The following is a 25554-nucleotide window of genomic DNA, read 5'->3' on the forward strand; positions in this document are numbered from 1 at the left end:
GGCGTTGTCACAGGACGTGACGCTCGTAGCCGAACTTCCTTCTTTTAAGGCGCTTGCGCTTTTCTTAATTATGACTAGGAAATTACAGGAATTTTAACATTTAATTAGTAGTGATCTCTTAACAGCGACTTTATCTCATCCTTACATATGTCATGTGTTTGATAATTTTTCCATCTAATTTTAACAAAATTCAACATATATTTACGTAATCTTTACATTATCACTACGTCTCCTTAATAAACCTCTTTTATACTAGCAATTGTGAGTGGGAGAAATCATTCTCCATATGAATCTATTAACCTAAGAGAAAGAGGAGGAAATGCTTGTGAGCATGAAAAAGGTTTGGATGCTATTAGCATTAGTAGCATTTATGGTTATTGCTGCAGCCTGTGGAGAGGGAGAAGAAGAAACAGACTCTGAAGAGACCTCTGCAGAAAATGAAACAGAAGAATCTAATGAAGATGAAAATTCAGGAGAAGAAGCTTCTGAAGATGGTGAAAATCTTTCAGGTCAAATCGCAATTGATGGATCATCTACAGTATTTCCGATTATGGAAGCTGTTTCCGAAGAATATACAATGGAACAGCCTGATGTACAAGCTCCAGTAGGAGTATCTGGTTCAGGCGGTGGTTTTGAAAAATTCATTGCTGGTGAAACAGACTTGAGTAATGCTTCTCGTCCAATCAAGGAAGAAGAACAAGAAATGCTTGAAGAAAATGGAATCGATTATATTGAACTGTCTTTAGCTTATGACGGACTTTCCGTAGTAGTAAGCGAGGAAAATGATTTTGTAGATTCCTTAACAGTCGATGAACTCAAAAAGATTTGGGTAGACGGAGGAGCTGAAACATGGAGTGATGTGCGTGATGAATGGCCGGACGAGCCAATCGAACGTTTCAGCCCTGGTACTGATTCTGGTACATTTGATTACTTTAATGAAACAATTCTTGAAGATGAAGATATTTCAAAAGACGCTCAGCTTTCTGAAGATGACAATGTATTAGTTAACGGTGTAATGGGCAGCCCGAATGCTATCGCTTACTTTGGCTATGCGTATTATGCTGAAAATCAAGATACATTAAAAATAGTTCCGATTGACAATGGAGACGGTCCGGTAGAACCGACTGAAGAAACAATTAATGATGGGTCTTATGAACCGCTTTCTCGTCCAATCTTCACTTATGTTAAAGAAGAATCACTGCAAGAGCCTCACATTCGTGACTATGTAGAATTTGTAAATGAAATAGCTGGAGAAATGGCTCTTGAGGTTGGATATATCAACCTTCCTGAAGAACAATATGAAGAAAATCAACAGAAAATTGAAGAAGCAGCAGGAGAGTAACTAAAAATTATGTGCCTCTTTATAGAGGCACTCTCCTTTTCCTTTTTAATAGTGTCAATAATGTGTTGTATGGACTAAAGCTTTTCCCATAAAACGATTTGGCAGCATGTAAGAATCACTTATATTTTTAATGAGGAAAGCATCAAGGGGGATGCAGAATGAATAATCGTTCCAATCATTCTATTAGTAAAATGATAGAGGAAAAAGCGTCTAATCGAGGGATGACAAAATTTGCTGAAGGACTTATGCCTAAAGTTTTTTTGACTTGTGCTCTTATCTCCATTCTTACGACAGTAGGTATTGTTTTAACGCTAATATTTGAAACTTTTTCTTTTTTTCAAGAGGTTCAAGTGGCTGAATTCATTACAAGCAGCGATTGGTATCCGCTTCATGGTGATCCTTCATACGGAATCAGACCGTTAATAACTGGAACATTAATGATTGCAGCTATTGCCATGTTAATTGCTATTCCTATTGGATTAGCATCAGCCATTTTTTTGAGTGAATATGCATCGGATAAAACCCGGCGGATGGTTAAACCGATTTTGGAAGTATTGGCTGGGATCCCTACCATTGTATATGGTTTTTTTGCTCTAACTTTTGTGACCCCTCTATTGCAAAACATCATTCCTGGCCTATCCATTTATAACGCATTGAGCCCTGGAATTGTAGTTGGTATTATGATTATTCCTATGGTAGCTTCATTGTCGGAAGATGCTATGAGTGCCGTACCGCAATCGATGCGTGAAGGGGCATTTGCTCTTGGCTCAACTCGCTTTGAAGTAGCTGTAAAGGTTGTTCTTCCAGCAGCTCTATCAGGTATTATCGCTTCTTTTGTACTGGCTGTATCCAGAGCAATTGGTGAAACGATGATTGTTACAGTCGCTGGAGGGTCTAACCCAACAACATCTATGGATGTCACATCAGCCGTACAAACCATGACTGCTTATATTGTACAGGTTACGCTTGGTGATGCAGGTTATGGTACAACGGAGTATTACAGCATTTATGCGGTAGGTATGACATTATTTATCTTTACCTTAGTGATGAATGTCATCGCCCACATCATCTCTAAGCGTTTCCGGGAGGTATACTAATGAGAGCAGTTGGAGATGAAACAGCCACAGGCTATACGCAAGGAAAAGGGAAAAACGCAGCTAATATTTCCAGCCGTGAAATTAAAAGTAAGTTGTTCAAAGGATTATTTATAGGTGCCACAGGATTTAGTCTGATTGTTTTATTGGTACTGCTTATACGGATTTTCACTCAAGGAATTGGCTTTTTAAGCTGGGATTTCTTAACATCTTTTCCATCTAGGCGGCCAGCTGATGCGGGAATTTATTCTGCTTTTATAGGTACGATTTGGATGATGGCTGTAACAGCACCTGTTTCCTTTGTGTTAGGAGTAGGAACGGCCATATATTTAGAAGAGTATGCACCGAAAAACCGTTTCACCGGTCTTATTCAAATGAATATTTCCAATTTAGCAGGTGTTCCTTCTATCGTATTCGGTCTCTTAGGTTTAACGATATTTGTACGTGAATTATCTCTAGGCCGCAGCGTTTTGGCTGGCGGGTTTACCATGGCGTTATTAATATTGCCAATTATTGTTGTAGCATCACAAGAAGCTATACGTTCTGTGCCTGCTGAATTAAAAGAAGCGTCTTATGGAATGGGAGCAACAAAATGGCAGACCACGTATCGAATTGTTCTACCAGCTGCTCTTCCTGGCATATTAACTGGAAATATTCTTGCTCTTTCTCGTGCTATCGGGGAAACGGCTCCATTAATAATGATAGGGGCACTGACATATGTAGCATTTTTACCGGAACATTTATTATCACAGTTTACTGTAATGCCTATTCAGATCTTTAACTGGACGAGCCGTCCTCAGGAAGAATTTCATTTTGTTGCTGCATCAGGCATTATTCTTCTTCTTGTTATGCTGCTGGTAATGAATTCAATCGCCGTGTGGATACGAAATAAATTCCAAAAAAGGCTTTAATTTAAGGAGGGTTTAGGATGTTAGCAAACACAAAAAGCGAACCTGTTGTTGAAGAAACAAACGAAGATAAGGCTGTTGATATGAATAAAAATGTTTATAAAGTAGATCAGTTAAATCTTTGGTACGGGAAAGATCAGGCACTTATAAATGTAGACATGGATATTCCTGAAAATCAAGTCACAGCTATTATCGGCCCTTCTGGGTGCGGGAAGTCTACTTTTATTAAAACGTTAAATAGAATGACAGAAATGATTCCTATCGTGAAAACCAATGGATCTATTTATTATAGAGATGAAAATATATTTGATAAAAAATATAAAGTGGAACAATTGCGAACAAAAGTGGGAATGGTTTTTCAAAAACCTAATCCTTTCCCAAAATCTATTTATGAGAACGTCGTTTACGGACCAAAGATCCATGGAATAAAAGATAAAAAAATTCTAGATGACATTGTAGAAAAAAGTTTAAAAGGTGCAGCTTTATGGGATGAAGTAAAGGATCGTTTAAAAGAAAATGCATTTGGATTATCTGGCGGTCAGCAGCAGCGTTTGTGTATAGCAAGATGTCTAGCTGTTGAGCCAGACGTTATTTTAATGGATGAACCAACTTCAGCGCTTGATCCGATTTCAACGTTAAAAATTGAAGAACTGGTTCAGGAGCTGAAGAAAGATTACAGCATTGTCATCGTTACTCACAACATGCAGCAGGCTGGACGAATATCTGATAAAACTGCCTTTTTCTTAAATGGCGAGATTATCGAGTATGATGACACTTCTACTATTTTTTCCTCGCCGCAAGATAAAAGAACCGAGGACTATATTTCTGGCCGTTTCGGATAAGATCAGAAAAAGAGGAGGCATTATAATGGGAGTAAGAGGGACCTATGATCAAGAACTGTCCCAGTTAAAAAATGATATATTTAGTATGGGGGAAGCGGTAATTGAAGCTTTCTCCGAAGCTCTCAAAATCCTTGCTAGACAAAACAAAACAAAGATGGATCAAATTATTTCAAATGATGCTTCGATAAATAAAAAAGAGCTGGAAATTCATGATAGAGCTACATTAATGATTGCTAGACAGCAGCCAGTTGCTACAGATTTAAGAACAACCATTGTGGCATTGAAAATTTCAAGTGATTTAGAACGGGTTGGGGACTTAGCAGTTGATATTGTAAAATCAGCAAAGCGTATGGAAGAAAGCGCGCACGAATCGGAAATTTTAGAACTTCAAGATATGGCTGCCATAGCGATAGAAATGTTAAATGAAGCGCTTGCTGCATACCGGGAAAGAGATATGATGCGTGCTCAACAGATCGCTATGATGGATGATAAAGTGGATGAGAAATATCGTCTGTTTATTAAAGACTTGTTTGCTTCTACGGATAAAACAAATGTGGAGCAGACTACGCAGCTTGCTTTTACAGGCCGGTATATTGAAAGAATTGCTGATTATGCTACTAATCTTGCTGAATGGATTGTTTATGAAAGAAACGGCAAACACTTTGATTTAAATTAATATAAATAAACTGTTAGCATTACTATTTTGTGATGGTAACAGTTTTTTTGTTTAAAGGTAACAAATTGTAAATATTTGGCGTTTTACATGTCTAGCGCAAGCGCCTACTCGCTCGAGATTCCTTCGGTTCGTCAATGGAAAGCAAAGATCAGTTTTCCATATGGCGCCCCTCAAGGACTTGTCGCTTGTGAGCAAGGCGCTTGCGCTTTTCTTATACAACCATTCATTGAAAAGGGCTTTAATGATAGAAAAGAACGTAGTATTATAGGTATAAGAGACTATGAATAAAGTCTCTGAACATAAAATCGGCATATACATATGGATATTTTCTTAAAACAGCCGATATTAAGAAAAACATAACTAGTTTAAGAGGCTGCATTTTGAAGTGGTCCGGGAGGGTTTGGGAGTTGAGTCAATCAGAATATTTAGAAGTGTTTATTGATGAGAGCCAAGAGCATTTACAAGCAATAAATGATAATCTTCTTCAGCTCGAGAAAGAACCTGGAGATCTATCCATTGTAGGAGAGATTTTTCGTTCAGCCCATACGTTAAAGGGAATGGGAGCAACGATGGGGTTTGAAGATCTTGCACACCTTACCCACAATATGGAAAACGTGCTTGATCTTATTCGCAATGACCAGTTAGAAGTGACTTCACACGTCATGGATATTGTCTTTGAAGCCGTCGACGATCTTGAAGAAATAATCGTAGACATTTCCAATGGCGGGGATGGAAAACAGGATGTCGATGCGGTAGTAAAACACCTTGAGACACTTCAAGGGCTGGAACCAGCAGCATCCGGGGAAGAAGCAGCCACGGCAGAAGCAGTTCAACCCGCAAACACAATAAATGAGAATTACGACGAATATGAATGGACTGTCCTTACCCAGTCCCAAGAACAAGGATATCAGGCTTATCAAATTCAAATATCGCTGGATGAAAAGACAATGTTAAAAGCGGCTAGAGTATACATGGTGTTTGAAGTCCTTGAACAGATTGGTGATGTTATTAAATCTACTCCTCCAGCTGATGAACTCGAAGAAGAAAAATTTGATTTTACGTTTGTGGTCACCTTGCTTACTACAACAGAAGCTGACGAAATAAAACAACGTATATTAAAAGTATCGGAAATCAGTTCTGTCTATATTAAAACAGTCAACATCGATCCATACAAAGAAAACACAACGAAAGAGAAGAATCAGGTAGAAGAAAAAGCAAATTCATCACCGGCTAAAAAGCAGGAAAAGCGAAAGAAAAAAGAATCTTCACCTGGTAAAAAAGGAACAGAGCTGAACAAAACGATCCGAGTAAATATCGATCGTCTCGATGTATTAATGAACTTATTTGAAGAACTTGTTATTGATCGAGGGCGGTTGGAACAAATATCAAGCGAGTTAAATAATACGGAACTAAATGAAACCGTAGAACGCATGTCACGCATATCTGGAGATCTTCAAGAAATTATCTTAAATATGAGAATGATGCCGGTAGATCAAGTATTTAATCGTTTCCCGAGAATGGTTCGAAGTTTATCTAAAGAACTTGGCAAAAAGGTGAATCTCGAAATTATCGGAGCAGAAACAGAGCTAGATCGAACGATTATTGATGAAATAGGAGATCCGCTCGTTCACTTGATTCGAAACTCTATTGATCATGGTATCGAACATCCTGACGTTCGAAAATCATCTGGCAAATCGGAAGAAGGAACAGTTGAGCTCAGAGCCTATCACAGTGGAAACCATGTATTCATTGAAATAGAGGACGATGGGGCTGGAATTAATAAAGAAAAAGTGATCAACAAGGCGCTAGAAAACGGCGTAGTTACCGAAGAAGACCTGGAAAAGATGACTGATCAGCAAATGTATGGCCTGCTGTTTGCTTCTGGTTTTAGTACAGCCGAAGAGGTAACTGATGTTTCCGGCAGAGGCGTCGGGCTTGATGTAGTCCGGAGTACATTTGAATCCTTAGGCGGTGTAGTCACGGTTGATTCTGAACTTGGAAAAGGCTCCTTATTTTCTATTCAGCTGCCGCTGACACTCTCTATTATTGATGTAATGTTAGTAGAAGTAGCAGAAGAAAAATATGCTGTTCCTCTTACTGCGATTATAGAAACAGCTATTGTCAATAAAAAAGAAGTATACAGTGCTCATAATCAAAAAGTAATAGATTTTCGCGGTAAAGTCGTGCCGCTAGTATTCCTTCATGAAATATTTCAAGTGCCTGCAAAAGATAAAGACGAAACAGATAATGATTTTTATTCACTTGTTATAATAAATAAAGGAGAAAAAGTGGCAGGGCTTGTCGTAGACTCTCTTATTGGACAGCACGATATTGTATTAAAATCACTCGGCAACTATTTAAGCGATGTCTTTGCCATATCTGGAGCAACAATTCTAGGTGACGGACAAGTTGCCTTAATCGTAGATACAAATGCGTTAATTAAATAAGAAGACGAGGTGGATAGCGTGGCAGGGAGTTCTAACGATGAAAAAGATTTAAAGGTGATCATTTTTCAGTTAAAAGATGAAGAATATGCAATAGAAGTTGATTTTATACAGTCTATAGAAAGAATGCAGCCGGTAACACGCATTCCCGGGGTTGAAGCGTATATTAATGGAGTGATGAATTTGCGCGGCGTCATTACTCCTGTCATCGATTTAAGAAAAAGGTTTGGAATCGAGAGTAAGGAATTTGATGAAGCAACTCGTATATTAGTTTTAAACAAAGAAGGAAATGAACTAGGTTTTATCGTTGATGGAGCAAATGATGTAATGGACATTCCCGCTTCCAAAATCGAACCTACTCCTGAAGTAGTGGGAGGCGTAGCAGAAGAATATCTGCGAGGGGTCGTAAAATTAGAAAATAGACTTTTTACATTGCTCCACTTAGATAAAATTTTACAAAAACAAGAAGATAAAGCAGGCGCATAAAAACGAAGCCTGCAAAAAACAACGATGAGGTGATTAGATGGCTTCCGTGTTAATAGTAGACGATGCATCATTTATGAGAATGATGATAAAGGATATTCTAGAAAAAAATGATTTTGATATTGCTGGTGAAGCAGCAAATGGACAAGAAGCGGTTGAATTATATAATGAATTGCAGCCGGACCTTGTGACAATGGATATTACCATGCCGGAAAAAGATGGCATTGAAGCGTTAAAAGAAATAAAATCGAGCAGCCCGGGCGCCAATATTATCATGTGTTCCGCTATGGGACAGCAGGCAATGGTAATTGATGCGATCCAAGCCGGAGCGAAGGACTTTATCGTAAAACCTTTCCAAGCTGATCGAGTTATGGATGCTATTAATAAAGTCTTAGGATAATGAGAGGAGAAAAATATGCCTTCATCCACACAAATGGAAGCAAACCATATTAATGCAATAACAAAAGCAGCTTCTGCCATTGTTCAGGAACATTTAGGGATTGAAGCTTCTTTTTCCACACCGCTTAAAGCAGGGAAACAATTCCAATCTTCCGATATTTCCGTGGTTATGGGGGTAAATGGAACGCTTGAAGGGCAGATCATTTGCTCGATGGAAGAAAATACTGCTTTATCTATTGTTGGTACGATGATGGGTGGTATGGAAATCTCAAAAATGGATGACATGGGCTGGAGTGCTATTCAGGAATTTGGCAACTGGGTAGCAGGAAAAGCAGCCTCTGAACTCACTAATACATCAGCTGTGATTGATATTTCTCCACCTGTAGTAAATGAAGGTGTTTCCACTTTTCGAATGGAACAATCATTTATAACGCTTCCACTGCAAAGTACCATTGGAAATTTTTACATACATGTTTCGATGAGACCAACCAATTAACAGTGAAAGAGCGGCCAAAAATGATAGGGCCGCTCTTTTTATATATTTTAGGAAAGTTTAATTTTTTTAAAGATCAATATATATTGCCATTTGGACTGGCGGCAAGCCATGTGTTTCTGCGGTATCATGACAATCCAAGTTGCTGAAACTTTCTTTTACTACTTATACGTTACTTTTCTCCATACTTTTTCCATCGGTCCCTGATGATAGTTATTCAGCCAGAACCAGCTTAATAATGTCTGAACTGCAAAAATAATGAGGGTGATGAGCATTCCGTTTGCCGCATCAATTCTCCCATATAATTGAAGACCGAATCCGTAAAAGATAAAAATACAAATCACGGACTGGAAAAGGTAGTTTGTGAGGGCCATTTGGCCAACCAAAGCAATAGGTTTCAAAAGCTTCTCAACAGAAGGCTTTCGGAAAAGTAAAACGGCACTTGAAATATAAAAAAGCATCAATAATGGACCTGCTATAATATTTAAACCTTCTGCTAAACCGGTGGAAAGCCACGGAGCTAATGAAAAAATCCCGTTTTTTAAGCATGCATACAAAATGGATAGAAGGCCGCCGCTGATCAGTGTTATAAGTAGAAGGTTTTTCCAAAAAGAGAAGTGATTGTCTGCATGACGGATGTAATCTCGTTTACCAATATATAAACCTAGTAAAAACAAACCGAGTATGTTTGGAATGCTTAATATAAGGTTAGACAAAACTAAAGGTACTTCATGAGAAACTCTAAACGAAAGGATACTTAAATAAGAACCGCTGCTGTACGTAGAAAGCGCTGTATTCACTGCGTTTTGTGCGTTTTGTTCAAAAGAAGTGCCTTCTTGATAAGCAACAACCAGATTGCTGATGATCATTAGTCCTCCTAATAGAAAAGCAGAACCAATAAGTAATGCAATGCTCCATATAAGAATCGTTTTAGGTTTACGCTGAATAAATAACAATAGTAAAAAACCAGTGATAGCATATGTATGCAAAATATCTCCTGACCAAATAAATATAAGATGTATAACACCAAGAGTTAGTAAAAAAAATAAACGTCTTGAGTAAACTTTGCGTGCGTCAAGACCTTTTTCACGCAGCCGTTCATAAAATAAATAAAATCCAAGCCCAAATAAAAAAGAAAACATAGGATAAAATTTCCCGACAATAAACATATCGATGCTAAACACTGACCATTGATTTAATGGTTCAGGCGGAAGAGATGCCAGCTCACCAGGCAGACTCTGCAATTGAAACACAGGCGATTTAAAAAAAGCCATGTTGGCAAACAGAATACCTAAAAGCGCCATTCCTCGGATAAAATCAAGCGTAAGAATACGTTCGCTTCCGGTGGTGGAAGAAACTTTCATTCTATGAACCACTCCTTTCTTTTATCATTATATCTTTCCATACGTAAGTCCATTACCTTTTGTTGCGAAAACAAGTCAATCATAGCAAAAAGACTATAATTTGTCTCGATTTGTTGTAAATAACAGGAAAATAAGGAGTAACTATTCATGGCTTAAGTTATAAAAAGAACAAAAACATGATTTTTACAGAATGGACATTCGTTCCGTTACTGCTTACAAAGTTATCCATACCCGATGATTTGTAGCAATAACGGAAACGAATTCCACAAGTTCATTTTAATTATAGTTCTCTATTTCACTTGCTTTACTTTATTATCTTCGACTGATAACTGCTCAGAAGAAACGGAAGAGGCAGCATGTTCATGAGACCAATTTTGCACCGCGTAAATCAAAATATCAAGTTTTTTCTCCATTCGGTGCAATAAATAAAAAGCAATAACAGCTGTAATACCATATTCTCCTGCAGCAGTGAGCCAAATATCCATGTTTATTCTCCTCTCAGCTAAATGGGAAAGAGACTGGCTCCGTTTGGATGTGCCAGCCTCCTTATTATCCGCTAATTATCCTTCATAAACGGTGTCTACTGTACGTTCTACAATCCTGGCGTCTCTTTTCTCTACTAAATTACCTCCAGAAGAATGAAAGATATTTGTACTAATAACGGTATCCATCGCTGCTTCTACTGTCTCATCATCGAGTGACTCTACAGGATTATCGAGAGCGACAGTTACGTTTCTTCCATCTTCATTTGAAAAACGAAGTTCTAAACGCTTACTCATGGGTACATCACCTGCCTTTCATGGGTTAATTTAGATTAAAAAGTAGAGATGTCGTATTCATTTACACGCTTTACAGAAACGATCGGAAGCTCTTGAAGTCCGCCAAGATTGATTGCAGCCGTTTGGAGATCCTCATCAGTGGCATCTGTTTTCACATTGTGAAAGCTTTTGTACTTAATTATGCTGTTTCCGTTATCATCTGCTCCGCCGTTTAGTTCAAGTGTCAGGCGGCTGTTTACGATTTCTGCCATCGTCCGCTCACCTCCTTTCACTTTGTAAATGGATATAATCAGCAAAAAAGGGGGAATCGTCTCAAATATTTTCTTTCTCATCTGCAAACGTTTAAAATAGGATAGGCAGAGAGAAGAGAATACTCTTGGCAGAAGTGCACGGATAGACGAAGCCGTTTGTAGTCATTAAGGTAGCGTTTGACTGTCTATTGTCTAAATGAAAAGCTTTTTGTAAACTTCAGGAAAAGTTAAATTTGCTAGTGTTTCTACGGCTTCATTCATAAAAACTTGCCAGCAAGCTTAAGAGAGGAAGCGCTGAATCCGAAGAGCTGAATCGAGGCAGGCAGAGCTGAAAAAGAAAACAAACATTCTAAACGAAACAAGACGTTTTTTCAATAAATCGTTACAAGTTACCTATCTACTGATTCTGCTAAGCATTTATACTATAATTACACAAAGCTTCTTATAGGGAACAGCTTGAACAGCCGGGCATATTCGTGAGAAACTAATTATATCAATGGTGGTTAACCAGGAGGGTTAGAAGATGTCCAAAAAACGAAAACGCTTTATTATGCGTTCATCAATATTGAGTGTTATAGCCATTTTGCTTGGATATGTGTTTTATACCAATTTCATTACAGGAGAAGAGAAGGCAGTAAAAGAGGGAGATACAGCTCCTAATTTTATTCTGACTACCATGCAAGGAGAAGAAGTTGAACTAGAAGATATGCGCGGACAAGGGGTCTTTTTGAACTTCTGGGGTACATATTGTCCGCCTTGTGTTGACGAGATGCCTTATATGGATAACCATTACAAGGATTTTAAAGATAGAGGGGTAGAAATTCTAGCGGTTAACGTTGGAGAATCTGATCTTGCCATCGAACGATTTGTAGATCGTCTGGATTTAACCTTTCCGGTATTGAAAGATAAAAATAAAAGTGTAATGGACCGATATGGTGTTGGTCCGCTTCCATCTACGTATTTAGTCGATGAAAATGGAGAAGTTCAGCGCATTTTAACTGGAGCGATGACAGAAGAAGATATTAAAGGTTATATGGAAGAAATTGAACCTTCCTAAGCAAAACACTATTGCCGCCTGCATGTGTAATACAAAAGGGCGGTTTTTTTCTGGAGGAACATGTAACTTTTTGTCGAATAAAACTAGTGGAATTGTTAGATCCTTGCAATAGGATAAAAAGATAACTGTAACAGCCATCTACTAAAATGGAACTAGGTTTAAACAATAGAATAGAAAGGGAGTGACTGCTCATCAACGTAATAAAGAAAATAGTAATTTGTACTTTTATCGTTATGATCATACATAATATACATACAGTAAGTTTAATACAAGCAGAAGATGAAGACACAGCAGCTGCTCTTTCTTTACATAGCGAATCTGCTGTGTTAATGGACGCCAATACGGGCCAACTGCTATATGATAAAGCAGGGGACGAAAAGATGTATCCTGCTTCTATTACAAAAATTGCAACGGGGATTATGGCTGTTGAAAAAGGATTTTTAGAAGACAAAGTAACCGTCAGCAAAGAAGCAGTGGAAGTGGAGGGAACTTCTGTTTATCTGCTTGAAGGTGAAGAAATGGAATTAAAGCAGCTCATTCAAGGGATGATGATTAATTCCGGGAATGACGCGAGTGCAGCTGTAGCAGAACATATATCTGGATCGCAAGAAGCCTTTTCAAAAGAAATGACAAGATATTTGGAGAAAAAAACAGGCATTGAAAATACTTCCTTTACTAATCCCCATGGTCTGCATGGAACCGATCATTATTCTACTGCAGAAGACATGGCAAAAATAACGAGCTATGCCATGAATAATGACATTTTTCGTGACATTGTTGGAACAAAAGAAATGCATTGGAAAGGTGAAGGCTGGGAAACAGAGCTTCGAAACCACCATCAGCTGCTATGGGACTATGAAGGAGCAAACGGTGTGAAAAATGGGTATGTCTCAGAAGCAGGATTCACTCTCGTCACTTCCGCAAACCGAGAAGGCAGAGAGTTGATTGCTGTTGTGATGAAAGCGGGGAACAGCACCCAGGCTTATCAAGACACAACAGAACTTCTTAATTTAGGATTTGACACATTTGAAGAAAAACACTTAGAGAAAGGTGCACGCTATCAAGCACCAGATGGTACTTCCTACATCGTTCCCGATTCCAGGCCATACTCTGTTCGAAAAGAGGTTGAACTTGATTTTCAAATGAATAATAACGGTCAGTTAACAATAGCAGATGAAACGGGCCGAACTATCTTTGCGACGTATTTACCACAAGAAAAAGGCAAAGCATCACCAGAAAAGAAAAGTAATACCAAGTCTGTTGCTTTAGAAGAGGAAAGTAGTGATGAAGGCGGCAAAGAAATGGATCAGAGTTATTGGAAATCGTGGCCTGATTCGAGCTACTTTATGGCAGACATCATGAATTATCAACTAAAACACATTTTTAATTTTAGTAATTTACAGGTGAAGGAATCATCATAATATAGAAACGGAAGAAAGCACGAAATCATATTGTAGGAAACGCCTATATCTAGTCAAGCCGTTCATTAGAGTTACCGTTGATGTATTGGCAAAGTCGGGAGCTGATCATTTGGAAGAAAATAAAAAACTGCCAGATGACATTACACTTACAAGTGTGTGGAAAAGCTTTGGTTTGTTTGTGGTCATTGCAATAGTTCTCATATTCATCTTTCACGGTGAGGGACGGCTAGCCTATTTACAGCAATGGTGGCTGACAAATGCTGCTCTTGTTGAAATCTTGATTGGAACAATGATCGGTATTGGATTTACAGGGCTGGTAGTATTGCTTTATTATTTCACCAATTTGTCTCTCCCAAGAAATGAATATACAAGGCTCATTAAAAAAATGCTTTATAAAAAGTATGGAATTTTTACGATTGCTTTTGGAGCAGGTGTTTCTGAAGAGATATTATTTCGGGGAACGATACTTGGCTTGTTGATAATGTACATCGGAGCCGCTCCTGCTCTTTTGATCGTTTCCTTTATATTTATGGCCCTGCACATTCCTCAGTACAAAGGGAACGTCTTTATCCATGTTATTGTGTTTGGGATGGGGATGGTTCTCGGTGGATTATTTATATGGACAGAAGCATTATGGGCGCCGATTGCCGCTCATGTAACTTACAACGGGCTGATGGCGCACCTTATGAAAAAACAAGATCAAGCCCAAAAGTAACCTATAAATAAGACATTGAATAAATATGATAGAGGTCAGATAATAATGAAATTTATCTACTCCATTTTCATAGGATTTTTCTAAGGCTGTATCTCCGTTTTGAGTAAAACGGAGATATTCGACGTTTAAGCAATAATAGAACGAGTACACGTGAAATAGAGGAAAACTAGCTTACGGCAATAAATGCCTTACCCCGTAAATATATCATCGGCAGGATAACGAATTGCACTTCTTTTTGGCTTTGCAATAGTAAAAGCAAGCGTTAGCGGTCCAACTCGTCCGATAAACATCATTAAGATAATGATTTGTTTTCCTATATCTGTTAATTCTGGCGTCAGTCCCATAGACAACCCTACCGTACCAAAAGCCGAGACTGCTTCAAACAATACAATAAGAAAAGGAACTTTCTCTGTTAGGAGCAGAACAAACAAACTCATAAAAATAAATAGCAAGCTGATGACAATAATGGATAACGCACGAAGAATGGTATGCTGGCGGATTGCTCTTTTAAATACAACAGGTTCCTCTTGTCCTTTTAAAAAAGCAATACACGCGAGCACCATCACTAAAAAGGTCGTTAATTTAATTCCGCTTCCTGTAGAACCACTTCCAGCCCCTATGAACATTAATAGAATCATTATCATGATCGTGTCCTGCCGGAGTTCGCCGATTTCAACGGAATTAAATCCAGCAGTACGAGGAGTAACTGCTTGAAAGTAGGAAGCCCACATTTTTTCATTTAATGGAAGATTTCCGATAGATGCCGAGTTATTAAATTCAAGTAAGAAAAAGCAAAGCATGACAATAATGTTTACAGTAAAAGTCCCTGTGATCATCAATTTAGAATGCAATGATAAATTCTTAAATTTTCTTTTCCCGGCAAGATCTGCAATAACAGTAAACCCAATGCCGCCAATAATGAAGCAAACACTAATAACGATGTTAATTAAAGGGTGACCAACATATTGGGTAAGACTATCATCCCAAAGAGAAAATCCTGCATTATTAAAGGCAGACACCGCATGGAATAAGCTTGTGTATAAACCAAAAGCCCAGCCGTATTCGGGCACCCATTGAATCGCTAGAATAAGAGAAGCAATTCCTTCTATAAAAAGAGCAAAAATGGATAACGTACGGATAAGCCTGATTAATCCGCCAATAGACGTGGCATTAAGAGCTTCTTGCACGATAAGCCTTTGTTTTAAGCCAATTTTTTTACCAAATATAATAAAAATAAGGACGGCAAATGTCATCAAACCGAGACCGCCGATTTGGATCAGCACCATAATCACGACTTGTCCGAAAACCGTAAATGTTCCGCCTGTATCTACTACGACCAATCCAGTAACTGTGGTGGCTGAAGCAGCTGTAAATAGAGCATCTATCCATAATAATGGCGCGGTTGTGGCGAAAGGTAGTTTTAAAAGCAATGTGCCAAGCAAGATAATAACAGCAAAGCTTAAGGCAAGAAATTGTGGTGGACTGATATGTACGACTTTTTGACTCAAATATTGGCGCATGTTGCATCCCTGCTTATATTAAATTTCTTGCAGTAAAAATTAATCTACTCTTCTTTTTAAAATAAGTCAATATAAAAATCTAATTTAAGCAAAATTTAAAATTCATCCTTCCTAATATAATAAGGATGGTTCTTCCCTTTACTCTGGCAGATCGCCTGTGATTTTATTTTGAACGGATGATCGTGCGGAGTGTTAAAGAGGTGGTCGTCTTAGAGAAGTTCGGTTCTAGTTCCTTTTTGCAAACCACTTGAAAGATTACGTAATAGCGTTTTTTCGGTGGGGAAATAGCGGAGCGGATACATCCCGATACCATTTTAAAAATAATAAAAAGGTGTAACGCCATAAATATAAAAAGATGGGTAGTGGTATAATTCAATAAACATTATTCGATAAATAAAGTTGATTTGTTGTTTAATGTAATGGGTCATCCTTTTTATCGATATATAACGTGCCATCTTTTTGTAATTCAGCATAAAAAACTTCTGAAACTGAGTGGATATCGTATGACTGTAACTGTTCTTCTAACCATTGTTTATCTATTTTTAACTTTTCAAGATTAGAGGTAACGATTTTTCCGTCAGAAATAACAGCTGTTTCAATGGGGTAAATATTTGTCTTAAATGGTTGGATGTTCATATCATTTCTGGTTAAAGGCTTCTTTAATTCTTTTTTCATAACGGAGAGTTTTCCATCAGTTTCAAAAATAGCATAGTCGACATCCAAAATGGAAAAAATATTTTTCTCTCTGAGCAGTGCTTTTAACGCATCAATGTCTAGGCGTGCTTTACGCATTTCATTTTCCATTACTTCTCCATTTTTTATTAATATTCTGGGTTGCCCTTCAATCACCACACGTGCCTTTTTAGACCTAATATCAATAAGTCCTAAAATAATAGTAAAAACAGCCCAACTAATTAAAGCTATCAAACCGTTACGTATACTTAAATTAGAATCAATCGCTAAAGATGCCCCGATCGTACCAATCGAGATAGCAGAAACAAAATTAAAAAAAGTCATTTGTGATATTTCTTTTCTCCCCATTATTCGTGTGAGGGCTAATAAAGTTAAAAAAGCAATTATAAGTCTTAATATGAGGTCTGAAACAGGCATAATGACACTCCCTTATATAACGTTTTACGTTTTTTATCCTATATGTTAAGTTTCCATACTTTAATTTTTTTATGTTCATCTCCTAAAACAAAGTAATGGACAAATTCAATATTATTTTTAAAAATTAAATACAAATATAGGGTCATATTGGAGGGATGGAATGCCAGTTGTAAAACAATCAAAGATTTAAATTTATTGGCAAGATAATGAGGGCAGAGGCTGAAGGTGATCGAAAACTATTCCACTGATCAGGGTAACTTCCTTCTGGTCTAACGATAGCTCGATGAAATTTCTTGCCATTTTATGACTTTTCTTGTTTGGGAAGCTTTAGGACTTTGAAACACCATCCTCTGAACGGTATCATTAACTTCAAAATCAACACACCCGCTCTAGTATGGTTTACCCCAGAAATATATAAATTCTGTTACTTCCTTTGCTATAAGTTCGTTTAAACTTGATTAGCAGTTTTTGTCATGTCTGTTTCTCGCTTAAGTATGTTTTCTCAATAAATATATTGATGGGATATATTATTTCGTCCCGAATGAAAAAGGCTTGGATGATGTAAAACAATAACTAAAAGAATCGATCGCCTTTATCTACCTATAAAGATGGGACTAGAACACAGGAAAACACTGAAAAAAGGAATAAATATTAATTAGAGAATTGTTCGAAGGAAAAATCTAAAAAGGTTAGTTTAGGGTATGAAAATCATCTAGCAACTGGAATATGTGAAACTCCTGCGTGAAAGAGGGCAGTGTGAAGACCCCCTTTTTTCACGAGGAGGCTAAAACCGTCACCCGCGGCAAAGAAGACATACGAGAATGAGCTAAGAGTGTTGGAGTAGATGTCGTACTTCTACCCTGAGGGGAAAAGCGAGTATATTCCCAGTTGCGTTTGCTGAGGGCTAACTTATGGGACAGCTCCTTTACGTCCTTTTACCAGGAGATTATATTACCCCAATATTATAAAACCAATAACAATTAAATAACTAACTACAGCAATCATAGAAGGGGAGATGTAAGTGAATGTGTTGCGTGTGCGATCCCTTTTGATGATCAGCATAACAATAGCGGTTAAGAAAAAACCGACGAAAGACAAATACATCATCTCATCACTAGTGTCTTGCCAAATACTCCCTTTAAAGTAGAAAATATCTCCAATAGCAACGACAAGAATATTAAATAAATTACTACCCAAAATAGTTCCAATAGCCATGTTGACATTGGCTAGTTTTAATGCCATAAACACACCCATTGCGTCAGGAATAGATGTAGCCAGGGCAATTAATATACTTCCCACTGCTGACGCACTAATACCGGTATTTTGTGCCATGGCATCCCCTGATAAAGACAGCGTGCTACCTGAAACGAAAATAACAAGTGCAAATAAGATAAACCCCCTTATTGCTTGATTAATGGCTATTTTCGTGTCAGATATGTTACTAGACTTTTCTGCGGATGTATTGCCGTTATTACTGTTTTGTTTGCTAGAAATAAACCACATTCCCAATAAATATATCAAAGCTACTGTAATACTTGTTATACCAATGCTTACGATCGAAAAAGCAAGGTTTACTGCTAACCCTGTCGCGGAGACTACACAAAGCAAGAGAGCAATAATCCCAGTGTATATATGATTATCAGAAACATGTAGGAATAGACGCTTATTCCGAAAGAATATATCTAATACAAGTAAAACAAAGATATTAAACAATATACTTCCTAAACCGCCTCCTACAGCGATGTCTGCGTTACCAATTATACTAGCAGAGATAGTGGTAGTTAATTCTGGCAATGACGTGGCTACAGCTAAGAGAATAGTTCCGGCTAATAATCCGCCAATCTTTGTTTCTTTACTGATAATATCAGCGTACTTAGATAAACGAATAGCAGATATTGCCGATACTATGGCAGCTGCAATAAACAAAAGAATGGAAATTACGGCGATTAGTTATTAACTCCTTTCGTCTGAGAAAATCCTTCTTTGGCTATTTAATCTTATGTCGAAAATAATATTCATCCAGAATGATTCTTATATCTCTTTCCGAATAAGGAGGTTTTAAAACTTGTTCATTGAAGGTGCATTCACCTCTAAGCATAAGCATATCCCCCAATAGATCCATTGGAGGATAAAAAACTTATTACAACGCCAAAGGTTCTCCAATTAACAAGGTTCGTTCAATTCACACTTGTGAATGAATACATTATCACGTGAGCAAAGGGTAATGGGATCCACCATCATTTATCTGGAGAAGAGAGTTTTTCGTTTTCTTTATCCATAGATTTTACTTCAATTAATTTTATTTGGTAGCCCTCTACTTCTTTCGCTTTAAACTGATAGTTGTCGTGTTCTATGGTCGTTCCTGTTTTTGCTTCGACTTTTTGGGTGAGAAACCAACCTCCAATTGTATCAAGTTCTTCATCGCTAATCTGTGTGCCGAGTAATTCGTTTGTTTCAGAAATGAGGAGCTTGCCATTTAGTAAAATAGTATTCTCATCTATTCGTTGAAACATCGGTTTTTCATTGATATCAAGCTCATCTTGAATTTCTCCAAAGATTTCCTCGATGATGTCTTCCACCGTAATCAGACCAGCAGTTCCACCATACTCGTCCACTACAATAGCTATATAACTGTGTTCCTTTTGCATTTTTGTCAGCACTGCGTTCACTGGTGTGTTCTCTGCTACGTGAATAATTGGTTTAATATAACTTTTAACGTCTTTCTCTTTTTGATTAAGAAAGTCATGGAAAAATTCTTTCGTGTTAACAACCCCGATGATAAAATCTTTGTCTCCGTCGGCTACAGGATAACGTGTGTACTTTTCTGCTCGTATAATGTCAAGATTTTCTTCATACGTATTATCGTTAAAAATGCATACAATTTCTGTCCTTGGAATCATGATTTCTTTTGCTACCCGTTCGTCAAATTCAAACACATTATTTAAATAACTCATTTCAGAAGCGTTGATTTCACCGCTTTCATGACTGGTCGATAAAATGGAGCGCACTTCCTCTTCAGAGTACACCTCTCCGCTCTCTGTAGCAGGAGGCAGACCAAACATACCGACTAACATACGGGCTGAACCGTTTAAAAACCAAATGAATGGATACATCCCTTTATAAAATATGACTAATAGAGGGGAAAGTAATAAGCTGACGGCTTCTGTTTTTTGAATCGAGAATGCCTTTGGTGCCAGTTCCCCAATGACTACGTGCAAGAAAGTAATGATACCAAAGGCAATAATAAAGGAAATAGTGTGGACCATTGCATCTGAAAGACCAATTGAGGCAATGACTGGGTGGAGAAGATGAGCAACGGCCGGTTCACCAAGCCAACCAATACCAAGTGCTGTAACTGTTATCCCTAACTGACAGGCGGCTAAATAACCGTCTAAGTTACTGGTTACTTTATTGACGGCTTTTGCCCCTGGTTTTCCTTGTTCTACTAAAGTTTCAACCCTTGATTTTCTTATTTTGACGATGGCGAACTCCGATGCAACGAAGAACGCAGTCAATGCAATTAAAATAGCAACCATAATCAGACTAAATATCTCCACAGCGCTCCTTACTCCATAAATGGGTAAGGAATTCACCTCCAAATGAAAAGTATAGTGTTTTTCTATTATTCTGTTTTAAGATTTAGTGGTAAACAGTATAAGAAAAACTAACATTCAGTATAAGGACTCGGAGAGAAGCCCTGGTTTTTCTAATTCAAGGTCTTGTTATCTCTAAATAGGTGAGTAACACGTTGTTTTTGTTCAAAAGTAAGAAATTATAAATATGTGGCGTTTTACATGTCTAGCGCAAGCGCCTACTCGCTCGAGATTCCTTCGGTTCGTCAATGGAAAGCAAAGATCAGCTTTCCATATGCCGACCCTCCAGGACTTGTCGCTCGTGAGCAAGGCGCTGGCGCTTTTCTTATAGGATTTTAATAACAGCAGCTCCTCAATGTTAATTGTATTAGTATGTTGCAATTTTTCTTTTTCCTTATTTTTGTCCAAATAAACAATATCCATAATAAAAACTTGGAAAGGGAAAGATGTCTTTCTTCCAGGTTTTCTTGTTAAAGTTCTATGCTGATGTTTTGGCATGACATCTTCTACTTAATTTTTTCCATGCTTCTCACTATGTTTTTGCACAAGCCACCTTCTAAAGCCTAACTAATATTGCCCATAAGCTCCAGAGTTTTTAGCAAATCATTCTTTTAGGATGCTGTTATCAAATTTTGTTTGTGGAAATAGTCTTAGACCAAAAAAAATGAAATATTATGTGAATATTCCTTTAGATGTTGTTAGGTTTAGGTAGGGATATGTTACACTGACCGTCAATATGATTAGTAAAGGAGTATCAAAATGAGTAAAAAATGGTTATTAAGTTTAACCCTTGCTGTATCTGTATCTGTTATAGCTGCATGCAGTAGTGAGGATGAAACAGCTGGAAATAATTCTGAGGAACCAAATACGCAGGAAGAAGAGTCTGCTGGCGATAGTGAACAGGGAGAAGGTAATGCAACTCAAGAAGGCGGTGAAGATGCTGAACAGGCAGAAATGCCCGAACCTGATTTAGAAGGGACTCCTGATGTAGTGGCAGAAGTAAATGGGGAAGAAATCACAAAAGAAGAGTTTGAGTCTACATATGAAAGCCAATTTCAGCAAGCGGCCATGCAATCACAAATGACCGGAGAAGAAGTTGACCAAGCTCAATTAAAAGAACAAATTGCAGAGAGTTTGGTTGGTACTAAACTTCTAACCCAGGAGGCAGATAATCGTGGCTTTGATGCTTCACAAGAAGATATTGATGAAACATTGGATGAATTAGTAGAACAAAACGGGGTTGAATCAAAAGAGGAGTTTATGGCTGCCATAGAAGAACAAGGTATGAGTGAGGAAGAGGTATTGTCTCAGGTTGAAACCCAAGTAGAAGTCGATCAGCTTATTGCTGATGAGACTGGTGACATCGAACCAACTGAAGAAGAACTGGAGGAAGCTTACGATCAGTTGACAGCTCAACAAGAGCAAATGGGTGGAGAGGAAGCAGAAATCCCATCTTTTGATGAAGTGAAACCAGATCTTAAAGAACAAGTAAAAATGCAAAAAGAAGGGGAAGTAACTCAATCGCTTATTGAGGAGCTTCGTGAAGGTGCTGACATTTCCGTCAACTTATAATATTAAAAACCAGGTCCCATTTCGGGCCTGGTTTTTAATTGTAATCCTTTTGGCACATACTCTATTATGACCATCTCCAATTACTATGAAACGATAGCAAGTTTCTTTATACTAGACTAAAGTTTCTCTATCTTTCTATAAAGAAAAACCCTGCATTTCATCATAAAAAAGCGCCTTAAAAGATGAAGATCGCTGAAGAGATGGATTATTACCGGAAACCTAAACAAAAATAAGAAAGATTATTTATTTGTTAATCTACCTGGTATGCCTGGCTGTTGCTCTTTTGTCCACGTACTCTTTGCAGGAATCTTTGACTCATCAGCACGATGTTTATACTTTTTCGCAACGTCAGTAACTTCTTGCAATAACCCCTCATTTAGAGTAACAGGCTCTAAACCTTTTGACAGGAAAAGGTTATTCTCTACATGCAGATCGTTTTCAGCAGCCTCTTTACGTGGATTAGAAACGTATGCGACTTCTCCACCAGTAATCTCGCTGACAAGTCCGGCCAAGTCATTAATTTGGTGCGTTTCGGTCATTTGATTAAATATCATTACTTTTTCCTCGTGATGGGGAGGGTTTTCTATCGCCAGCTCAATACAACGCACGGTATCTTGAATATGAATGAAAGCACGTGTCTGGCCGCCTGTTCCATGAACGGTAATGGGATAGCCAATGGCCGCCTGCATTAAAAAGCGATTTAACACGGTGCCGTAGTCCCCATCATAATCGAAACGATTGATGAGCCTCTCATCAAGTTTCGTCTCTCTTGTATTAGTGCCCCAAACGATTCCTTGATGAAGGTCGGTAATTCTTACATTGTCATTTTTGTTGTAATAGAGGAAGAGCAGCTGGTCTTGGGACTTGGTCATGTGATAAATGGAACCAGGATTGGTTGGATATAGAATTTGCTGTTCCACTCGTTCTCCGGTTTCCGTTTGCACTTCGATGTCGAGGTAACCTTCAGGAATCTTCATTCCTGCTGTACCATAGCCATAAACCCCCATTGTTCCTAAGTGGACGAGATGAATATCGAGTCCTGAATCCACGATAGCGCAAAGAACGTTATGAGTTGCATTTAAGTTGTTATTAACGGTATAGCGCTTATGTTTTGGAGACTTCATTGAATAGGGTGCAGACCGCTGCTCAGCAAAATGAACAATTACATCAGGCTGCTCCTTGTTAATGATCTGCAGGAGTTCTTCGTATTCAACAGCAATGTCAATATTATAAAATCCGATCTTTTTTTCTGAAACTTCTTCCCAAGCTGTTAACCTCATGCCCATTGGCTGAATAGGAGTTAAGGATTCTGCTTCCAGTTCATTGTCAATATTTCGGCGTGAAAGATTGTCAATAATGACTACATCGTGCCCTAAGTTTGACAGATGAAGACTTGTAGGCCAACCACAAAATCCATCTCCGCCAAGTACAACTATCTTTTTATACGATTCCACTACTTTATTTTCCACGTCCATATTTCTCACCCTTCATTTATTGTTATATCAGGGAAAAGGTACATTCATAAATGAATGTTACTTTAACAAAGGTAGTAATGTCTATTGCTGTCACTAACCTGTAAAAGATTACTTCATTAAATAGAAATATATTTAGTTTGCCATAGAGTGTGATATTGCACTTCTTTTAATACTATCGCTCTTTTTTCTTTAAAGTTTAATTTTGTTTAAGGAACAAAATTATCAGTTTTAACAAACTAGAAAGCAGGATGTACAGTGCCATACGAGAGAAATCTTTGATATTTTCGGCGTGATTGTTGAGTAATTTTTAATTGGGTATAAAAAACAGTGACACCAATCGGTCACTGCTTCTGTTGATGATTTTCAAGGCGCAGGGATGCTTTTTGCCATTCTTGTTCCGAAACAAGATAATAGCTGACTCCGTCTTGGGTGTCATTTTCACCTGCTAATTCAAAGGAGCGCGTATAATTCAAAGCGGATCGATAGCTTGTGAATAAAGTTCGGATATCGTCCATCGTCATGTTGGTTTTTACATTTTCTCCGAGTATATTTAACATATCTTGTCCGTTAAGAAGATTCTCAACGGAACGAGTTTTTTGCAAAAGTGCTTTAAGAACTTGCTGCTGCCGCTCGTTTCTTCCTAAATCACCACGAGGATCTTTTTTTCTCATCCTCACATAATCAAGCGCACGTTCTCCGTTTAGTTCGATCAGCCCTTTATCGTAATGATGGGTTTTCGTATTGCCTACATTATTTTGGGAAAAAGCGAAGGCATTATCCACTTCGACACCACCGAGCGCGTCAACTATTTCTTGAAAACCTTGCATGTTTGCTTCCACAACAAAATCAAAAGAATGCTGCAGCTTTTGCTCGGTCGTTTCTTTTACTAGCTTCATACCTCCATAGCTGTAAGCATGGTTTATTTTCTCTGGTTTGTTTCGCCCCGGTATGGAAACTTGAGTGTCTCTTGGAATATTAAACAACAGCATGGATTCATCCTCTGGATTAATCGAAACGGCCATAATAACATCCGCCAATCCGGGTTCGCCGGGACGCTCGCCAATTCCGCCAATCAAAAAAGACACAGAGCCGCGTAGAGAATCGATTCTCGCTTCTCCTGATATTCCAACTTCTTCTGTATAACTTTGATTCATTTTTTCAACATTTTCAGATGCTTCATTGTAAAGATAATAAGCGTAACCTGCTCCTGCGGCAACGACGGCAAAAAACACAGTAATGAAAATGAAGAGCGCAGCTTTCCACATTTCGAAGGCAGCTCCTTTTTCAAAGCCGGGGTTATGCGGCTTTTTCTTGAACTTTTGTCACTTTTTTAACGATGAAAATAAGAAATACTCCTGCTATAAAATATATCACTTCAGATGCCAGAAAAGAAGGTATTTCTCCTTTAAGCTGTTCAAATGTTTCTTCTTCCGCTCCAAGATTGCCTGGAATAGATAATAAATAAGAACTCCAAAATAAGATCCACCATGCATAGATCAGCCAGACTTTTGGTTGTTCCTCACTTTTTTGTATATCAGCAGCCCGTTTTGTTCCGCCTTTATGTAAATGAAGCAAGGATAATAATGGAAGCACTAAATTCACCAGGGGAATAAGATAAAAAGCAACGGACCAGCCAGGAGCATAAATAGTACCGTCCAGCTGCAAAGCCCTTCCATTTTGGTGAACTCTGTATATCCATATAAGAAAGATTAAAATGGATACGATAAAGAAAAAGGTCTTGGGGAGATGAACACCAACGGCTACTGCAGCCACCTTGGCCATATCTTGCGGTCCCAAGTTATCAAACGTGTCACTGCCGCTGTACTGGTTGTATGTATTCCATTCAATCATACTACCGATAATAGAAGCTATTGAAAATATTAGACTAATAATGATAAAGGTGATCACCCATTTAGAAAGGGTTTGGGGAGATTTATACGCATAATTATTTTCCATTCTGTTTCCTCCTTGAAATCAGGTATCCAAGAAATACTTTAGGAGAAAAGCAAGTTTTTG

The 25554-nt window shown here is 38.0% G+C and carries 26 protein-coding genes; 15 read left to right on the plus strand and 11 right to left on the minus strand.

The window, feature by feature from the left end:
• Positions 1-319 precede the first annotated feature (319 nt).
• The 10 genes from FZF09_RS07485 to FZF09_RS07530 all read left to right on the plus strand — a co-directional run bounded on the left by FZF09_RS07485 (position 320) and on the right by FZF09_RS07530 (position 8684).
• Positions 320-1342, plus strand: coding sequence for a PstS family phosphate ABC transporter substrate-binding protein (locus FZF09_RS07485; protein ID WP_233269435.1), 1023 nt, complete (start codon positions 320-322; stop codon positions 1340-1342).
• 158 nt (positions 1343-1500) lie between these two features.
• Complete coding sequence (pstC, locus tag FZF09_RS07490; protein ID WP_158735975.1) at positions 1501-2439, plus strand: phosphate ABC transporter permease subunit PstC; 939 nt, start codon at positions 1501-1503, stop codon at positions 2437-2439.
• Positions 2439-3347, plus strand: coding sequence for a phosphate ABC transporter permease PstA (gene pstA, locus FZF09_RS07495; protein ID WP_158735976.1), 909 nt, complete (start codon positions 2439-2441; stop codon positions 3345-3347). The genes pstC and pstA overlap by 1 nt, the downstream gene beginning before the upstream one ends.
• Before the next feature lie 17 nt (positions 3348-3364).
• Entirely contained in the window at positions 3365-4186 is an 822-nt protein-coding gene (gene pstB / locus FZF09_RS07500; protein WP_158735977.1) for a phosphate ABC transporter ATP-binding protein PstB, read from the plus strand.
• A gap of 25 nt (positions 4187-4211) precedes the next feature.
• Positions 4212-4862 (plus strand): phosphate signaling complex protein PhoU, encoded by a 651-nt coding sequence (gene phoU, locus FZF09_RS07505; protein ID WP_158735978.1) that lies wholly within the window; start codon positions 4212-4214, stop codon positions 4860-4862.
• 87 nt (positions 4863-4949) lie between these two features.
• The gene (locus FZF09_RS07510; protein WP_158735979.1) at positions 4950-5150 is read left to right on the plus strand and encodes a hypothetical protein; all 201 of its coding nucleotides are present in this window, start codon (positions 4950-4952) and stop codon (positions 5148-5150) included.
• A gap of 119 nt (positions 5151-5269) precedes the next feature.
• On the plus strand, positions 5270-7309 hold the full coding sequence (locus FZF09_RS07515; RefSeq protein ID WP_158735980.1) for a chemotaxis protein CheA: 2040 nt from the start codon (positions 5270-5272) through the stop codon (positions 7307-7309).
• Between the two features lie 18 nt (positions 7310-7327).
• Positions 7328-7792: a chemotaxis protein CheW gene (locus FZF09_RS07520; RefSeq protein WP_158735981.1), complete on the plus strand. Its 465-nt coding sequence runs from the start codon at positions 7328-7330 to the stop codon at positions 7790-7792.
• 37 nt (positions 7793-7829) lie between these two features.
• The gene (locus FZF09_RS07525) at positions 7830-8189 is read left to right on the plus strand and encodes a response regulator (protein WP_158735982.1); all 360 of its coding nucleotides are present in this window, start codon (positions 7830-7832) and stop codon (positions 8187-8189) included.
• A gap of 15 nt (positions 8190-8204) precedes the next feature.
• Positions 8205-8684 carry a chemotaxis protein CheX gene (locus FZF09_RS07530; protein WP_233269436.1) on the plus strand — a complete coding sequence of 160 codons (480 nt, stop codon included), beginning with the start codon at positions 8205-8207 and terminating at the stop codon, positions 8682-8684.
• A 158-nt stretch (positions 8685-8842) separates the two neighbouring features.
• Here the strand turns inward: FZF09_RS07530 and FZF09_RS07535 are convergent, their stop codons facing one another.
• The 4 genes from FZF09_RS07535 to FZF09_RS07550 all read right to left on the minus strand — a co-directional run bounded on the left by FZF09_RS07535 (position 8843) and on the right by FZF09_RS07550 (position 11075).
• Positions 8843-10045, minus strand: a complete 1203-nt coding sequence (locus FZF09_RS07535) for a DUF418 domain-containing protein (protein ID WP_158735983.1) — start codon at positions 10043-10045, stop codon at positions 8843-8845.
• A 290-nt stretch (positions 10046-10335) separates the two neighbouring features.
• Positions 10336-10530 carry a YvrJ family protein gene (locus FZF09_RS07540; protein WP_158735984.1) on the minus strand — a complete coding sequence of 65 codons (195 nt, stop codon included), beginning with the start codon at positions 10528-10530 and terminating at the stop codon, positions 10336-10338.
• A 75-nt stretch (positions 10531-10605) separates the two neighbouring features.
• A complete protein-coding gene (locus FZF09_RS07545; protein WP_158735985.1) occupies positions 10606-10824 on the minus strand; it encodes a DUF2922 domain-containing protein in 219 nt (72 codons plus the stop codon).
• A 35-nt stretch (positions 10825-10859) separates the two neighbouring features.
• On the minus strand, positions 10860-11075 hold the full coding sequence (locus FZF09_RS07550; protein ID WP_091586806.1) for a DUF1659 domain-containing protein: 216 nt from the start codon (positions 11073-11075) through the stop codon (positions 10860-10862).
• A 523-nt stretch (positions 11076-11598) separates the two neighbouring features.
• On the opposite strand from FZF09_RS07550, the gene resA reads away from it, so the two are divergent.
• From resA to FZF09_RS07565, 3 genes are all read left to right on the plus strand, one after another.
• Positions 11599-12132, plus strand: a complete 534-nt coding sequence (gene resA / locus FZF09_RS07555; protein WP_158735986.1) for a thiol-disulfide oxidoreductase ResA — start codon at positions 11599-11601, stop codon at positions 12130-12132.
• 233 nt (positions 12133-12365) lie between these two features.
• The gene (locus tag FZF09_RS07560; protein ID WP_158735987.1) at positions 12366-13553 is read left to right on the plus strand and encodes a D-alanyl-D-alanine carboxypeptidase family protein; all 1188 of its coding nucleotides are present in this window, start codon (positions 12366-12368) and stop codon (positions 13551-13553) included.
• 109 nt (positions 13554-13662) lie between these two features.
• A complete protein-coding gene (locus FZF09_RS07565) occupies positions 13663-14268 on the plus strand; it encodes a CPBP family intramembrane glutamic endopeptidase (protein WP_158735988.1) in 606 nt (201 codons plus the stop codon).
• A 188-nt stretch (positions 14269-14456) separates the two neighbouring features.
• Here the strand turns inward: FZF09_RS07565 and FZF09_RS07570 are convergent, their stop codons facing one another.
• From FZF09_RS07570 to FZF09_RS07585, 4 genes are all read right to left on the minus strand, one after another.
• A complete protein-coding gene (locus tag FZF09_RS07570) occupies positions 14457-15788 on the minus strand; it encodes a TrkH family potassium uptake protein (protein ID WP_158735989.1) in 1332 nt (443 codons plus the stop codon).
• 411 nt (positions 15789-16199) lie between these two features.
• On the minus strand, positions 16200-16898 hold the full coding sequence (locus FZF09_RS07575) for a YetF domain-containing protein (RefSeq protein WP_158735990.1): 699 nt from the start codon (positions 16896-16898) through the stop codon (positions 16200-16202).
• Between the two features lie 951 nt (positions 16899-17849).
• On the minus strand, positions 17850-18824 hold the full coding sequence (locus tag FZF09_RS07580; protein ID WP_158735991.1) for a sodium:calcium antiporter: 975 nt from the start codon (positions 18822-18824) through the stop codon (positions 17850-17852).
• A 311-nt stretch (positions 18825-19135) separates the two neighbouring features.
• Positions 19136-20455, minus strand: coding sequence for a hemolysin family protein (locus FZF09_RS07585; RefSeq protein ID WP_158735992.1), 1320 nt, complete (start codon positions 20453-20455; stop codon positions 19136-19138).
• A gap of 237 nt (positions 20456-20692) precedes the next feature.
• Between FZF09_RS07585 and FZF09_RS07590 the strand changes: the two genes are divergently transcribed.
• Together FZF09_RS07590 and FZF09_RS07595 are read left to right on the plus strand one after the other, a co-directional pair.
• Positions 20693-20830: a hypothetical protein gene (locus tag FZF09_RS07590; RefSeq protein ID WP_158735993.1), complete on the plus strand. Its 138-nt coding sequence runs from the start codon at positions 20693-20695 to the stop codon at positions 20828-20830.
• Positions 20831-21250: 420 nt separating this feature from the next.
• Complete coding sequence (locus tag FZF09_RS07595) at positions 21251-22063, plus strand: SurA N-terminal domain-containing protein (RefSeq protein ID WP_158735994.1); 813 nt, start codon at positions 21251-21253, stop codon at positions 22061-22063.
• Between the two features lie 239 nt (positions 22064-22302).
• On the opposite strand, the gene FZF09_RS07600 is transcribed toward FZF09_RS07595, so the two are convergent.
• From FZF09_RS07600 to FZF09_RS07615, 3 genes are all read right to left on the minus strand, one after another.
• A complete protein-coding gene (locus tag FZF09_RS07600) occupies positions 22303-23538 on the minus strand; it encodes an NAD-dependent epimerase/dehydratase family protein (RefSeq protein ID WP_158735995.1) in 1236 nt (411 codons plus the stop codon).
• Positions 23539-23879: 341 nt separating this feature from the next.
• Positions 23880-24803 carry an LCP family protein gene (locus FZF09_RS07610; RefSeq protein WP_158735997.1) on the minus strand — a complete coding sequence of 308 codons (924 nt, stop codon included), beginning with the start codon at positions 24801-24803 and terminating at the stop codon, positions 23880-23882.
• 31 nt (positions 24804-24834) lie between these two features.
• On the minus strand, positions 24835-25494 hold the full coding sequence (locus FZF09_RS07615; RefSeq protein WP_158735998.1) for a DUF4328 domain-containing protein: 660 nt from the start codon (positions 25492-25494) through the stop codon (positions 24835-24837).
• Between the last annotated feature and the right edge of the window lie 60 nt (positions 25495-25554).

Source organism: Alteribacillus sp. YIM 98480 (assembly GCF_009765375.1).
Taxonomy (GTDB): Bacteria; Bacillota; Bacilli; order Bacillales; family Marinococcaceae; genus Alteribacillus.

Coding starts and splice junctions, on each gene's coding strand:
- FZF09_RS07485 (WP_233269435.1), top strand. CDS start 320: ATGCTTGTGAGCATGAAAAAGGTTTGGATGCTATTAGCATTAGTAGCA.
- pstC (WP_158735975.1), top strand. CDS start 1,501: ATGAATAATCGTTCCAATCATTCTATTAGTAAAATGATAGAGGAAAAA.
- pstA (WP_158735976.1), top strand. CDS start 2,439: ATGAGAGCAGTTGGAGATGAAACAGCCACAGGCTATACGCAAGGAAAA.
- pstB (WP_158735977.1), top strand. CDS start 3,365: ATGTTAGCAAACACAAAAAGCGAACCTGTTGTTGAAGAAACAAACGAA.
- phoU (WP_158735978.1), top strand. CDS start 4,212: ATGGGAGTAAGAGGGACCTATGATCAAGAACTGTCCCAGTTAAAAAAT.
- FZF09_RS07510 (WP_158735979.1), top strand. CDS start 4,950: ATGTCTAGCGCAAGCGCCTACTCGCTCGAGATTCCTTCGGTTCGTCAA.
- FZF09_RS07525 (WP_158735982.1), top strand. CDS start 7,830: ATGGCTTCCGTGTTAATAGTAGACGATGCATCATTTATGAGAATGATG.
- FZF09_RS07530 (WP_233269436.1), top strand. CDS start 8,205: ATGCCTTCATCCACACAAATGGAAGCAAACCATATTAATGCAATAACA.
- FZF09_RS07535 (WP_158735983.1), bottom strand. CDS start 10,045: ATGAAAGTTTCTTCCACCACCGGAAGCGAACGTATTCTTACGCTTGAT.
- FZF09_RS07540 (WP_158735984.1), bottom strand. CDS start 10,530: ATGGATATTTGGCTCACTGCTGCAGGAGAATATGGTATTACAGCTGTT.
- FZF09_RS07545 (WP_158735985.1), bottom strand. CDS start 10,824: ATGAGTAAGCGTTTAGAACTTCGTTTTTCAAATGAAGATGGAAGAAAC.
- FZF09_RS07550 (WP_091586806.1), bottom strand. CDS start 11,075: ATGGCAGAAATCGTAAACAGCCGCCTGACACTTGAACTAAACGGCGGA.
- resA (WP_158735986.1), top strand. CDS start 11,599: ATGTCCAAAAAACGAAAACGCTTTATTATGCGTTCATCAATATTGAGT.
- FZF09_RS07560 (WP_158735987.1), top strand. CDS start 12,366: ATGATCATACATAATATACATACAGTAAGTTTAATACAAGCAGAAGAT.
- FZF09_RS07570 (WP_158735989.1), bottom strand. CDS start 15,788: ATGCGCCAATATTTGAGTCAAAAAGTCGTACATATCAGTCCACCACAA.
- FZF09_RS07575 (WP_158735990.1), bottom strand. CDS start 16,898: ATGCCTGTTTCAGACCTCATATTAAGACTTATAATTGCTTTTTTAACT.
- FZF09_RS07590 (WP_158735993.1), top strand. CDS start 20,693: ATGTCTAGCGCAAGCGCCTACTCGCTCGAGATTCCTTCGGTTCGTCAA.
- FZF09_RS07595 (WP_158735994.1), top strand. CDS start 21,251: ATGAGTAAAAAATGGTTATTAAGTTTAACCCTTGCTGTATCTGTATCT.
- FZF09_RS07600 (WP_158735995.1), bottom strand. CDS start 23,538: ATGGACGTGGAAAATAAAGTAGTGGAATCGTATAAAAAGATAGTTGTA.
- FZF09_RS07610 (WP_158735997.1), bottom strand. CDS start 24,803: ATGTGGAAAGCTGCGCTCTTCATTTTCATTACTGTGTTTTTTGCCGTC.
- FZF09_RS07615 (WP_158735998.1), bottom strand. CDS start 25,494: ATGGAAAATAATTATGCGTATAAATCTCCCCAAACCCTTTCTAAATGG.